This window comes from Streptomyces sp. NPDC048269, from assembly GCF_040652395.1.
Lineage (GTDB): Bacteria > Actinomycetota > Actinomycetes > Streptomycetales > Streptomycetaceae > Streptomyces.
In genome coordinates, this window is record NZ_JBEZLW010000025.1 from 36,112 (window position 1) to 49,799 (window position 13,688).

At 70.5% G+C, this 13,688-nt stretch carries 7 protein-coding genes; 5 read left to right on the forward strand and 2 right to left on the reverse strand.

What is annotated here, in order from left to right; all coding sequences use genetic code 11:
• The first annotated feature begins 1 nt into the window (after position 1).
• The 3 genes from AB0D48_RS24425 to AB0D48_RS24435 are packed head-to-tail and all read left to right on the forward strand — an operon-like array spanning position 2 to position 3,493.
• The gene (locus tag AB0D48_RS24425) at positions 2–853 is read left to right on the forward strand and encodes a carbohydrate ABC transporter permease (RefSeq protein ID WP_362400686.1); all 852 of its coding nucleotides are present in this window, start codon (positions 2–4) and stop codon (positions 851–853) included.
• Positions 854–905: 52 nt separating this feature from the next.
• Positions 906–2,495 carry a glycoside hydrolase family 13 protein gene (locus tag AB0D48_RS24430; RefSeq protein ID WP_362400689.1) on the forward strand — a complete coding sequence of 530 codons (1,590 nt, stop codon included), beginning with the start codon at positions 906–908 and terminating at the stop codon, positions 2,493–2,495.
• A complete protein-coding gene (locus tag AB0D48_RS24435) occupies positions 2,483–3,493 on the forward strand; it encodes a LacI family DNA-binding transcriptional regulator (protein ID WP_362400692.1) in 1,011 nt (336 codons plus the stop codon). The genes AB0D48_RS24430 and AB0D48_RS24435 overlap by 13 nt, the downstream gene beginning before the upstream one ends.
• A 114-nt stretch (positions 3,494–3,607) precedes the next feature.
• On the opposite strand, the gene AB0D48_RS24440 is transcribed toward AB0D48_RS24435, so the two are convergent.
• Positions 3,608–5,527 (reverse strand): multicopper oxidase domain-containing protein, encoded by a 1,920-nt coding sequence (locus tag AB0D48_RS24440; protein WP_362400695.1) that lies wholly within the window; start codon positions 5,525–5,527, stop codon positions 3,608–3,610.
• Positions 5,528–6,009: 482 nt separating this feature from the next.
• Here AB0D48_RS24440 and AB0D48_RS24445 point away from each other — a divergent pair, with 482 nt between their 5' ends.
• Positions 6,010–7,719, forward strand: coding sequence for a carbohydrate-binding module family 20 domain-containing protein (locus AB0D48_RS24445; protein WP_362400698.1), 1,710 nt, complete (start codon positions 6,010–6,012; stop codon positions 7,717–7,719).
• A 94-nt stretch (positions 7,720–7,813) separates the two neighbouring features.
• Entirely contained in the window at positions 7,814–13,156 is a 5,343-nt protein-coding gene (gene pulA, locus AB0D48_RS24450) for a pullulanase-type alpha-1,6-glucosidase (RefSeq protein ID WP_362400701.1), read from the forward strand.
• Here pulA and AB0D48_RS24455 read toward each other — a convergent pair.
• Positions 13,143–13,679, reverse strand: coding sequence for a GNAT family N-acetyltransferase (locus AB0D48_RS24455; protein WP_362400704.1), 537 nt, complete (start codon positions 13,677–13,679; stop codon positions 13,143–13,145). The genes pulA and AB0D48_RS24455 overlap by 14 nt on opposite strands.
• Between the last annotated feature and the right edge of the window lie 9 nt (positions 13,680–13,688).

Genomic DNA, 13,688 nt, shown 5'->3' on the forward strand with positions numbered 1-13,688 from the left:
CATGTCCACTGCGAACACCGCCCGTACCCGGGGCAGCCGTTCCCCGCTCGCCTCCGTCGGCCTGCACCTCACCCTGCTCGTCGCGTCCGTCATCGCCGTCTTCCCGGTGCTGTGGATCCTGCTGACCTCGCTCAAGCCCGCCGAGTACGCGATCACCACCGACTTCGTCAAGGAACCGTCCCTCGGGAACTACGAGTACCTGCTGGAGTCGAGCCACTTCCTCAGCTGGTTCGGGAACTCCGTCCTGGTCGCCGGCGTCACCACCGTCCTCGGTGTGTTCATCGCCGCCACCACCGGATACGCGGTCAGCCGGTTCAAGTTCCCCGGTATGAAGCCGCTGATGTGGACCCTGCTCATCACGCAGATGTTCCCGATGGCGATCCTCATCGTCCCGCTCTACAACCTGATGGGCGACCTCGGCCTGCTCAACCAGCCGATCGGCCTGATCATCACCTACCTCACCATCGCCGTGCCGTTCTGCGCCTGGATGATGAAGGGCTTCTTCGACACCATCCCGGTGGAGATCGACGAATCCGGCCGCGTCGACGGGCTCAACCCCTTCGGCACCTTCTGGCGGCTCATCCTGCCGCTCGCCAAGCCCGGCCTCGCCGTCACCGGCTTCTACGCCTTCATCACCGCCTGGGGCGAAGTCGCGTACGCCTCGGCCTTCATGGTCGGCGAGGAGAACCTCACCCTGGCCGGCGGACTGCAGACCTTCGTCACGCAGTACACCTCCAACTGGGGTGCGATGAGCGCCGCCTCGGTCCTCATCGCCATCCCCGCGGCGATCTTCTTCGTTTTCGCCCAGCGTCACCTCGTCGCCGGAATGACGGCAGGCGCCACCAAGGGCTGACCACCCCTTGCCTGCCCCCTCTCACCCCCGGCCCGATCTTCCCAAGGACGACATGACCCAGCACCTCGCCGACGCACTTCCCACCTCCACCGGCACTCTGCCCGGCTGGTGGAGAGAAGCGGTGATCTACCAGGTCTATCCGCGCAGCTTCGCCGACTCCAACGGGGACGGCATGGGGGACCTCGAAGGCATCCGCAGCCGCCTGCCGTACCTCAAGGAACTGGGCGTCGACGCCGTCTGGCTGAGCCCCTTCTATGCCTCCCCGCAGGCCGACGCGGGCTACGACGTCGCCGACTACCGGGCCATCGACCCGATGTTCGGCACCCTGCACGACGCCGACGCCGTGATCCGCGAGGCCCACGCCCTGGACCTGCGGATCATCGTCGACCTCGTCCCGAACCACTGCTCGGACCAGCACGAATGGTTCAAGCAGGCGCTGCGCGAAGGCCCCGGCACCCCGCTGCGGGAGCGCTTCCACTTCCGCCCCGGACAGGGCGAGTCCGGCGAACTCCCGCCCAACGACTGGGAGTCCATCTTCGGCGGCCCGGCCTGGACCCGCGTCGCGGACGGCGAGTGGTACCTGCACCTCTTCGCCCCCGAGCAGCCCGACTTCAACTGGGAACACCCCGCCGTCCAGGACGAGTTCCGCTCCATCCTGCGCTTCTGGCTCGACCTCGGAGCCGACGGCTTCCGCATCGACGTCGCCCACGGCCTGGTCAAGGCCCCCGGCCTGCCCGACCTCGGCCGCGACGAGCAGCTCAAGCTGCTCGGCAACCAGGTGCTGCCGTTCTTCGACCAGGACGGGGTCCACGAGATCTACCGCTCCTGGCGCCGGGTCCTCGACGAGTACGCGGGCGACCGCATCGGCGTCGCCGAGGCGTGGACGCCGAGCGCGGACCGCACCGCGCTCTACCTTCGCCCCGACGAGCTGCACCAGGCCTTCAACTTCCACTACCTGAACACCGGCTGGGACGCCGAGGCGCTGCGCGGCGCCATCGACGACTCGCTCGACTCGATGCGCCCGGTGGGCGCGCCGACCACGTGGGTGCTGTCCAACCACGACGTCGTCCGGCACCGGACCCGGTTCGGCAGCCTGGACCGGGCGCGGGCGGCCGCCCTGCTGATGCTGGCCCTGCCCGGGTCGGCGTACGTCTACCAGGGCGAGGAGCTGGGCCTGCCGGAGGTGACCGACCTCCCGGACGAGGTCCGCCAGGACCCCTCGTTCTTCAAGGCGAACGGCCAGGACGGGCTGCGCGACGGCTGCCGGGTGCCCATTCCGTGGTCCGGCGACCAGGCCCCGTACGGCTTCGGCAGCGGGGGCAGCTGGCTCCCGCAGCCCGCCGAGTGGGCGGGCCTGAGCGTGGAGGCGCAGACCGGCGACCCGGATTCCACGCTGGAGCTGTACCGCTCGGCGCTGCGGATCCGCCGGGAGCGTGCGGACCTGGGCGCGGGCGACGCCGTGGAGTGGCTGGCCGCTCCGGCCGGCGTGCTGGCCTTCCGGCGCGGCGGGTTCGTGTGCACGGTCAACACGACGCCCGGGGCCGTACGCCTGCCCGCGCCCGGCACGGTGCTCCTCGCGAGCGGCCCGCTCGCCGAGCCGGACGTCCTGCCCGCCGACACGGCGGTGTGGTGGCAGGGGTGACGTCCCCCCTCCGGCTGACGGACATCGCCGCGCAGGCCCAGGTCAGCGAGGCGACCGTCAGCCGCGTGCTCAACGGCAAGTCGGGCGTGGCGGCCGGCACCCGGCACAAGGTGCTGGCCGCGCTCGACCTGCTGGGCTACGAGCGGCCCGTACGGCTGCGGCGGCGCAGCAACGGCCTGGTGGGGCTGCTGATCCCGGAGCTCACCAACCCGATCTTCCCGGCGTTCGCGCAGGTCATAGAGCAGGCGCTGGCCGGACACGGGTACACGCCGGTGCTGTGCACGCAGACCCCGGGCGGGGCCACCGAGGACGAGCTGGTGGAGCAGCTGGAGGAACGCGGGGTCACGGGGATCGTGTTCCTGTCGGGCCTGCACGCGGACTCGTCGGCGGATCCGTCGCGCTACCAGCGGCTGGCCGCCCGTGGCACCCCCTTCGTCCTGATCAACGGCTTCAACGAGCAGATCAGCGCGCCGTTCGTGTCGCCCGACGACCGGGCGGCGGCCGACATGGCGGTACGGCATCTGGAGGACCTGGGGCACCGGCGGATCGGCCTGGCGATCGGGCCGACGCGGTACGTGCCGTCGGCCCGCAAGGAGCAGGGCTTCGTCGCCGCGTGCCCTTCGGCGGATGCCGAGGGGCTGATCCAGCGGACCCTGTTCACGGTGGAGGGCGGCCACGCGGCGGGCATCGCCCTGCTGGACCGCGGCTGCACGGGCATCGTGTGCGGCAGCGACCCGATGGCGCTGGGCGTGATCCGGGCGGCGCGGGAGCGGGGGCTGCGGGTGCCGGAGGACGTGTCGGTGGTGGGCTTCGACGACTCGCCGCTGATCGCGTTCACGGATCCGCCGCTGACGACGGTGCGCCAGCCGGTACGGGCGATGGCGACGGCCGCGGTGGGCGCCCTGCTGGAGGCGGTGGGCGGCACCCCGGTCCAACGCACGGAGTACGTCTTCCAGCCGGAACTGGTGGTCCGGGGCTCGACGGCCCAGGCACCGTAAGCCTCCCGGCGGGGCGGTGCGGGCCCGTTCCGCCCCGCCGGGGCCGGTCTCATGGCGTCCGTGCCGGTCCGGGCCCTTGGGGCGCGGACCGGCTCACGCCGTCGATCGGGTCCCTCAGTGGCCGTTGCCGTGCCCGTGGCCGCCGCCGTCGCCCCGTTCGCCGTCCGGGCCGACGATCGTCCACGGCCGCATCAGGTCGTCGTCCTCATGTTCGAGCAGGTGGCAGTGGTGGACGTACTCCGCCGGGAACTCGGTTCCGCTGCCCGGGATCGACGCGATCGTTTCCGTCGGCGGGGTGAATTCCCGGCAGATGATTCTGGTCACCGTCTCCGGATAGGATTTGACCGTGTCCTTTTCGGACTGCGCTTCGTCCGGGTCCGGCGGAATCGGTGGGCCGGTGAAGTAATTCTCCAGCACCGGAAGGTCCTCCGGCCGGCGGCCGCCGTCGATCCACTTTTCGTAGTCCGCCTGGTAGGCGGCCGCGTCGATCGGCTGCCTGTTCAACACCTGGAAGTTGACGAGGTGGACGTGCATCGGGTGCGCGTCGTGATTGGGGTTGATGTACTCCCAGACCTCGGTCGAGCCCGCCTCGATGAAGTCCTGGGACGGCTCCATGAACGGCACCGCGTTGAAGGTCATGGTGCCGAAGAGCTTGTGCTGGTACACGACCCATTGCCGCCGACGGGTGTCCGGCTTCGGCACGATCGGCGGGGCCACGGGCAGCTTGAGTTCCTTGGGTGGCGTCGTGCCGTCACCGCGTCCGGACAGTCGTTTGGTGACCCGGAACTGCATGACTTCCGAGATCTGCGGTCCCTGGCCCGGCATGCCGGGGTAGTGGACCGGTGCGTGGTAGTTCGTCATCGTGATCTTCGCGCCCATGGGCATCTGACCGAAGTCGACGATCAGGTCGTACCGCTCCGCCGGCCCGATCAGGAAGTTCAGCATCTGCAACGGAGGCCGGAAGCCGCCGTCGGTGCCGATCAGCCAGAACGGCAGGTTGGGCTGGAGCACCACGTCCCTGGGAACGTCGAACCTCAGCCGCCAGAAACGCTCGTTCGAGCCGTTGAGGATGCGCAGCCGGTAGCGTCGCGGCTCCACGTCCAGGTAGGGGTACGCCTTCCCGTTGACGACCGGGGTGTCCTCGCCTTCCTGGAGGGTCATGGTGTAGGCGAGCGAGCCGTCCGGGTGGAAGGTCCGGTCCTGCAGGATGAGCGGGACCTCGAACTCGCCGCGCGGCAGTTCGAGCCGCTCGTCCTCGGGGTCGTTGACGAGCCAGAGACCGGCCAGGCCCGCGTAGACGTTGAGGCTGGTCATCCCCATGCCGTGATCGTGGTACCAGAGCATGGACGAACGTTCGTGGTTGGTGTAGGCGCAGATCGCTTCGTTGCGTCTGACCCGGTCCGGAAGCAGTGTGGTGTAGGCCTCGGCGTGGATGCCGTCCGGGCTGAACGAATGCAGCGGCATTCCGTCGGACTGGGGCGCTGTGAAACCTCCGTGCTGGTGTACGACGTTCCACACGTTGACGTTGTCGGGGAAAGGCAGTTCGGCCTTGTAGGGAGGCGGAGGCGTCGGGGTGAGCTCCGGGTCCCCGCTGCGAATGGCGTCGATCACGGACTGGAACAGGTGGGTGGTCGGCAGGTGGTTGCGGTATTTGACGACCGTCGGGTGGTCCTTGTCCACGCTGATCGTCGGCCCGAGATAGCCCATGCCGATCGCCCGGCGGCGATCGTGCGGGTTCGTGGCCCAATAACCCCACACGTCCGCCGGCCCGAGATCCCGGTGGAATTGCCACGAGCCCTGCCGCATCGTGAACTCGTAGTAGTCGGCGCCCGGATGGACGGAAGGATCCGGGACGGCCGTCGCCGGTGTGGGCAGCGGGTCGACGTACTTCTCCAGCGGAGGGGTCCGGGGAATCGGGGTGCCGTCAGCCCCTCCCCCGCCCCCATGACCATGGCCGGGGCCAGGATCCGCGAACGCCTGCGCCCCCGGACCGCTCCCCGAAAGCACGGCCGCACCCCCGAATGCACCGGCCATGAGGAAATTCCTTCGTCCCACCACAGTCTTCAGCCTTTCGCCGACGCGTCGCCTCACTCGAAGGCATACAGGGCCGGTTCCTGGGGATGTTGACGCAGCGCGCCGGTCCGGTCCGAGAAGCCCTCATTGAGCCCATCTCGGCAGTGATACGGCAGGAATTATGGTCGAATTATTGTCGCCCGCCCGTGTAAAGGCATCTCGCCTGGTGTGACCGAACTGGTTCATCCCGTCCGAGCCGCGCGTGAGGCCGGCCGCGGAACCCCTGCCCGTACGGCAGGCGGTCGTCGCCGGTACGGGGCAGTGTCGCCGTCGGATCCCGAGGGGGGCGAACTCGCCACGCAGGGGCTGGTGTCCAGAGGCCCTGTCCAGCAGGACACGCCTCGGAAACAATTCTGCAATCTCTTGCGCAAACTCTTGCAGCGCTCCTACCTGGCCCCTACGGTCGCTCCAATCCCCACCTCTTCCGCCAGGAGGCCCCCCGCATGCCTGCCAGAGCCGTCAGAGCTGCAACTCTTTGCGCCACCGCCGCACTTGCCGCCGCCACCCTCACGGCCGTCGGGCCGCAGGCCGCCGCCACGCCCCCCGGTGAGAAGGACGTGACCGCCGTCCTGTTCGAGTGGCGCTTCGACTCCGTCGCCAAGGCCTGCACCGATTCCCTCGGGCCCGCCGGGTACGGGTACGTCCAGGTCTCGCCTCCCCAGGAGCACATCCAGGGCCCCCAGTGGTGGACCTCGTACCAGCCCGTCAGCTACAAGATCGCCGGCCGGCTCGGCGACCGGACCGCCTTCAAGAGCATGATCGACACCTGCCACGCCGCCGGGGTGAAGGTCGTTGCCGACTCCGTCATCAACCACATGGCATCCGGCGACGGGACGGGGACGGGCGGGAGTTCGTACACGAAGTACAGCTATCCGGGGGTCTACTCCGGCTCCGACATGGACGACTGCCGGGCGACGATCTCGAACTACCAGGACCGGGCCAACGTCCAGAACTGCGAGCTCGTGCAGCTCGCCGACCTCGACACCGGCGAGGACCACGTACGCGGAAAGATCGCCGGGTACCTCAACGACCTCCTCTCCCTCGGCGTCGACGGGTTCCGCATCGACGCCGCCAAGCACATGCCCGCCGCCGACCTCGCCAACATCAAGTCCCGGCTGACGAACCCCGGCGTCTACTGGAAGCAGGAGGCGATCCACGGCGCGGGCGAGGCCGTCTTGCCGAGCGAGTACCTCGGCAACGGCGACGTGCAGGAGTTCCGCTACGCCCGTGACCTCAAGCGGGTCTTCCAGAACGAGAACCTCGCCTACCTGAAGAACTTCGGCGAGGCCTGGGGCCACATGCCCTCGGCCCAGTCGGCCGTCTTCGTCGACAACCACGACACCGAGCGCGGCGGCGACACCCTCAACTACAAGAACGGCTCCGCCTACACCCTCGCCAGCGTCTTCATGCTGGCCTGGCCCTACGGCTCCCCGGACGTGCACTCCGGCTACGAGTGGACCGACAAGGACGCCGGCCCGCCGAACGGCGGCTCGGTGAGCGCCTGTTACGCCGACGGCTGGAAGTGCCAGCACGCCTGGCGGGAAATCTCCTCCATGGTCGGCTTCCGCAACGCGGCCCGCGGGCAGTCCGTCACCAACTGGTGGGACAACGGCGGCGACCAGATCGCCTTCGGGCGCGGGGTCAAGGCGTACGTGGCGATCAACCACGAGGGCTCGGCCCTGACCCGTACCTTCCAGACCTCCCTCGCGGCCGGCGACTACTGCGACGTGCAGAACAACCGCACGGTCACGGTGAACGCCGGCGGCCAGTTCACCGCCACCCTCCCCGCCGGGACGGCCGTCGCCCTGCACACGGGCGCCCGTACCTGCTCCGGCGGTACGACCCCGCCGCCGTCGGCCACCTCCGGCGCCTCGTTCGCCGTCAACGCCACCACCGTCCTCGGCGAGAACATCCACGTCACCGGCGACCGCGCCGAGCTCGGCGGCTGGAACACCGCCAGCGCCCCCAAGCTCGACCCGGCGGCCTACCCCGTCTGGAAGCTCGACGTGACGCTTCCGGCCGGGACCGCGTTCTCGTACAAGTACATCCGCAAGGACGCCGCCGGAAACGTCACCTGGGAGAGCGGAGCCAACCGCACCGCCACCGTCCCCGCGAGCGGCAAGGTCACGCTGAGCGACACCTGGCGCAGCTGAGCCGCAGCCCCACCGACCAGGGCCGCCCGGCACCGTCATCCCCGCCACGCCGGGCGGCCCTCATCCATGCGACACGTACACAAGGAGACCTGCCTTGATACGCCCTGCCGCAGGAGTGCTCGCCGCCGCTCTGGCCGTGACGCTCCTGCCCGCCCTTCCCGCCGCGGCCGCACCGGCCGGGCCGCCCGCCCCGCCCTCGGACGCGAAACTCGCCGCCGAACCGGCCCGTCACGACCTGACCCGGGAGCAGTTCTACTTCGTCCTCCCGGACCGGTTCGCGAACGGCGACCCGCGCAACGACCGGGGCGGCCTGACCGGCTCCCGCCTGGAGACCGGCCTGGACCCGAAGGACAAGGGCTTCTACCAGGGCGGTGACCTCAAGGGGCTCACCGACCGGCTCGACTACATCAAGGGGCTCGGCACCACGGCCATCTGGATGGCGCCGATCTTCAAGAACCAGCCGGTGCAGGGGAAGGGCGCCGACGTGTCGGCGGGCTACCACGGCTACTGGATCACCGACTTCACCCAGGTCGACCCGCACTTCGGCACCAACGCCGATCTGGAGCGGCTGATCGACAAGGCGCACGGCAAGGGGATGAAGGTCTTCTTCGACGTCATCACCAACCACACCGCTGACGTCGTGGACTACCGGGAGGCGTCCTACTCGTACCTCTCGAAGGGGGCGTTCCCGTACCTGACGAAGGACGGCGTGCCGTTCGAGGACAAGGACTATGCCGACGGGAAGGGGAAGTTCCCGAAGACCGACGGCGAGTCCTTCCCCAGGACCCCCTTCGTGCCGGACGCGAAGAAGAACCTCAAGTCGCCGGCCTGGCTCAACGACCCGGCGATGTACCACAACCGGGGCGACTCCACCTTCGCCGGTGAGTCCTCCGACCAGGGCGACTTCTTCGGACTCGACGACCTGTGGACCGAGCGCCCCGAGGTCGTCAGCGGGATGGAGAAGATCTATGAGAAGTGGGTCAAGGACTTCCGCATCGACGGCTTCCGCATCGACACGGTCAAGCACGTCAACACCGAGTTCTGGACCCAGTGGGCGACCGCCCTCGACGCGTACGCCGCCAAACGCGGCCGCGACGACTTCTTCATGTTCGGCGAGGTCTACTCCGCCGACACCGCCGTCACCTCCCCGTACGTGACGCGCGGGCGGCTCGACGCCACCCTGGACTTCCCGCTCCAGGACGCGATCCGCTCGTACGCCTCCCAGGGCGCGGCGGCCGGCCGGCTGGGCTCCGTCCTCGCAGACGACTACCGGTACACCACCGACAAGGCCAACGCCTACGAGCAGGTGACCTTCCTCGGCAACCACGACATGGGCCGGTTCGGGACGTTCCTGAAGCAGGACCGGCCGGGCGCGGGGGGGCAGGAGCTGCTGGACCGCTACCGGCTCGCCAACGAGCTGATGTTCCTTTCGCGCGGCAACCCGGTGATCTACTCCGGCGACGAGCAGGGCTTCACGGGCGCGGGCGGCGACAAGGACGCCCGCCAGCCCCTCTTCGCCACGCAGGTGGCCGACTACCTGGACGACGACCAGCTCGGAACGGTGCGCACGCACGCGAGCGACGCTTACGATCCGGGGCACCCGCTCTACCAGCAGATCAGTGCTCTCTCGAAGCTCACCAAGGCCCACCCGGCCCTGCGCGACGGCGTCCAGAGCGAGCGCCTCGCCGACGGGTCCGTCTACGCCTTCGCCCGCACGGACACCCGCAGCCGCACCGAGTACCTGGTCGCCGCCAACAACGCGGCCGAGTCCCGCACCGTCGAGATCGACGCCCCGGCGGGCGCCCAGTACCGCACCCTCTACGGAGGGACCGCGCCGATCCGCGCCTCCGCGGCCGGCAAACTCGCCGTCACCGTTCCCGCCTTCGGCTCGGTGGTGCTCCAGGGCACCGCCCCGCTCGCGGCCCCCGCCGCCAAGCCCGCCCTGACCCTCAAGGCCCCGGCCCCCGGCGCCACCGGCACCGTCGAGCTCAGCGCCGACGTCACCGGCGGCGGCCTGAACCGGGTCGTCTTCGCCGCGCAGAGCGGCAACGACAAGTGGCAGGTACTCGGCTCCGCCGACCACGCCCCGTACAAGGTCACCCAGCACGTCACCGCCCCGGCGGGCACCGCCCTGCGCTACAAGGCCGTCGTCGTGGACGCCGCGGGCCGGACCGCGAGCGCGCTCGCCGCAACCACGGCCGGGCAGGCCCCGCCCGCCGAGGTCCCCACCGCCACCCAGCGCGACTACGCCGTCGTCCACTACAACCGACCCGACGGCGACTACACGAACTGGCGGCTCTACGCCTGGGGCGACCTCGCCGACGGTGAAGCCACCCCCTGGCCGGCCGGACACGACTTCACCGGCCGCGACGCCTACGGCGCCTTCGCGCACGTCAGGCTCAAGCCCGGTGCCTCCTCCGTCGGCTACCTCGTCATCGACAAGGACGGCAACAAGGACGTAGCCGCCGACCGCACCATCGACGTGACCAAGACCGGCGAGGTCTGGCTGGAGCAGGGCAAGGAACCCGCCCGCACCGACCGCCCCGTCTACCCGCCGCAGGACACGGCCAAGGCCGTCCTGCACTACCAGCGCCCCGACGGCGCCTACGACGGCTGGGGCCTGCACGTCTGGACCGGCGCCGCCAACCCGACCGACTGGTCCAAGCCGCTGCTCCCCGCCCGTACCGACGCCTACGGCGCGGTGTACGAGGTCCCGCTCGCGGCCGGGGCGACCAGCCTCAGCTACATCCTCCACAAGGGCGACGAGAAGGACCTCCCCACCGACCAGTCCCTGGACCTGAAGGCCACCGGCCACGAGGTGTGGATGCTGGGCGGCAAGGAGAAGTACCTCCTCCCGCAGCCCGCAGGAACCGGCGCCGCCCTCGACCTCACCAAGGCCCAGGCCGTCTGGATCGACCGCGACACGCTCGCCTGGAACGCCCCCGCGGCCGCCGCCTCCGCCCAGCTCCTCGCCTCCCGCGAAGGCGCCGTCAAGGCCGAGAACGGCACCCTGACCGGCCGGGCCCAGTGGCTGCGGCTGAACCGGTCCGAGCTCACCGCCGCCCAGAAGCAGAAGTTCCCGCACCTGGCGGCGTACACCGCGTTCACCGTCGACCCCCGCGACCGGGACCGCGTCCGCGAAGCCCTGCGCGGCCAGCTCGTCGCGAGCGCCCGCGCCGCCAATGGCGCCGTTCTCGCCGCGACCGGCGTGCAGCTCGCCGGCGTCCTGGACGACCTGTACGCGACGAACACCCCGCTCGGCCCCGTCTTCAAGGACGGCCGCCCCACCCTCTCCGTCTGGGCCCCGACAGCCCAGCAGGTCGCCCTCGAACTCGACGGCCGCACCGTCGCCATGCGCCGCGACGACGCGACCGGCGTCTGGTCGGTGCGCGGCGAACGCTCCTGGACCGGGAAGCCCTACCGCTACGCCGTCACCGTCTGGGCGCCGAGCACCGGCCAGGTGGTCCGCAACCTCGTCACCGACCCGTACTCCACGGCCCTGACCACCGATTCCGCCCACAGCCTGGCCGTCGACCTGGCCGACCCGAAGCTCGCCCCGCCCGGCTGGCAGCAGCTGCGCAAACCCGCACCCGTGCCCTTCACCTCCGCGCAGATCCAGGAGCTGCACATCCGCGACTTCTCCGTCGCCGACCGCACCAGCACCCACCCCGGGCAGTACCTGGCCTTCACGGACACCGGCTCGGCGGGCATGCGGCACCTGCGTGACCTGGCCGCCGCCGGGACCTCGTACGTCCACCTGCTGCCCGCCTTCGACATCGGCACGATCCCGGAGAAGCCCGCGGACCGCACCGAGCCCGCCTGCGACCTGAAGGCGTACGCGCCGGACTCGCAGGAGCAGCAGGCCTGCGTGGCCGCCGCGGCCGCGAAGGACGCGTACAACTGGGGCTACGACCCGCTGCACTACACCGTTCCCGAGGGCAGCTACGCGAGCGACCCGAACGGCACGGCCCGTACGGTCGAGTTCCGCAAGATGGTCCAGTCGCTGAACGGGGCCGGGCTGCGCACGGTCATGGACGTGGTCTACAACCACACCGTGGCGTCCGGGCAGTCGGACAAGTCCGTCCTGGACCGCATCGTCCCGGGCTACTACCAGCGCCTGCTGGCCGACGGCAGCGTCGCCACCTCCACCTGCTGCTCCAACACCGCCCCCGAGAACGCCATGATGGGCCGCCTCGTCGTGGACTCCGTCGTCACCTGGGCGAAGGAGTACAAGGTCGACGGCTTCCGCTTCGACCTGATGGGCCACCACCCGAAGGCCAACATCCTGGCCGTGCGCGCCGCCCTCGACGCGCTGACGGTGGCGAAGGACGGGGTCGACGGCAAGAAGATCGTCCTCTACGGGGAGGGCTGGAACTTCGGCGAGGTCGCCGACGACGCCCGCTTCGTACAGGCCACACAGAAGAACATGGCCGGCACCGGCATCGCCACCTTCTCCGACCGGGCGCGCGACGCGGTCCGCGGCGGCGGCCCCTTCGACGAGGACCCGCGCGTCCAGGGCTTCGCCTCCGGCCTGTTCACGGCGCCGAACGGATCCCCGGCCAACGGCACCCCCGCCGAGCAGAAGGCCCGCCTCCTGCACGACCAGGACCTGATCAAGGTCGGCCTGTCCGGCAACCTCGCCTCCTACGCCTTCACCGACACCGCCGGCCGCCGGATCAAGGGCTCCGAGCTCGACTACAACGGCGCCCCGGCCGGTTACGCGGCCGCCCCCGGCGACGCCCTCGCCTACGCGGACGCCCACGACAACGAGACCCTCGCCGACGCCCTGACCTACAAACTCCCGCCGGCCACCACCGCACAGGACAGGGCCCGGATGCAGGTCCTGGCCTTGGCGACGGCCGCCCTCTCCCAGGGCCCGGCGCTCTCCCAGGCCGGTACGGACCTGCTCCGCTCGAAGTCCCTGGACCGCAACTCCTACGACAGCGGGGACTGGTTCAACGCAGTCCACTGGGACTGCCAGGACGGCAACGGCTTCGGCCGTGGCCTGCCCCCGGCCGCCGACAACGCCTCGAAGTGGCTCTACGCGAAGCCCCTGCTGACCGGCCCGGCCCCTGGCTGCGCCGAGATCACCGGCACCTCGGCGGCCTACCGCGACCTGCTGAAGATCCGCACCACCGAACCGGAGTTCGCCCTCACCACGGCGGAGGCGGTCCAGTCGCGGCTGGCCTTCCCCCTCTCGGGCAAGGACGAGACCCCGGGCGTGATCACCATGACCCTGGGCGATCTGGTGGTGGTCTTCAACGCCACTCCCACCGCGCAGGCCCAGCGCGTCCCCGGCCTCGCGGGCACCGCGTACGCCCTGCACCCGGTCCAGGCCGCGGGCGCCGACGCCACGGTCAAGCGGTCCGCCTACGACACCACGACAGGAGAGTTCACCGTCCCCGCCCGCACCGTCTCGGTCTTCACACGACGCTGAGCCGGTCGAGCCGCTTCTCCAGCAGGATCACTCCGTAGACCCTGCCGTCCTTCCCCACCTTGTTGGGGAGCTCCCCGACCACCCGGTAGCCCGAACCCTGGTAGTACGCGAGCAACCGGGGGTTGGTGGAGACGCAGTCCAGCCGCGCCCGCTCCCGGCCGGTCCTGGCGATGCGCCGCTCGGCGTGTTCGAGCAGGCGCCGCCCGGCCCCGGCGGGCGCGGTCGCGCGCTCCACCATCAGCCGGTGCACGTATCCGGCGACCGGCGGCTGGACGCCCCAGGCCTCCTCGTCGGACCACCACAGCTCGTACGCCCCGACGACCCGCCCGTCGCAGTCCCCGCCGAGCCACACTTCGCCGTCGCCCATCCGCGCACGGAAGTGGTCGGCGTCCTTGTCCCCGGGCTTCCACTGGTCGATCCCGCTGGCCCGCATCCACCGGGCCGCCTGGTCGTACAGCGCCACCAGGGTGCCGGCGTCCTTCTCCACGGCCGGCCGGAACAAGATCCCGTCGTCAATGATCACGCGAGCATT

What these genes read in the sequence shown, in the direction of transcription:
- AB0D48_RS24425 (WP_362400686.1), top strand. Translation starts at nt 2, where the DNA reads ATGTCCACTGCGAACACCGCCCGTACCCGGGGCAGCCGTTCCCCGCTC.
- AB0D48_RS24430 (WP_362400689.1), top strand. Translation starts at nt 906, where the DNA reads ATGACCCAGCACCTCGCCGACGCACTTCCCACCTCCACCGGCACTCTG.
- AB0D48_RS24440 (WP_362400695.1), bottom strand. Translation starts at nt 5,527, where the DNA reads ATGGCCGGTGCATTCGGGGGTGCGGCCGTGCTTTCGGGGAGCGGTCCG.
- AB0D48_RS24445 (WP_362400698.1), top strand. Translation starts at nt 6,010, where the DNA reads ATGCCTGCCAGAGCCGTCAGAGCTGCAACTCTTTGCGCCACCGCCGCA.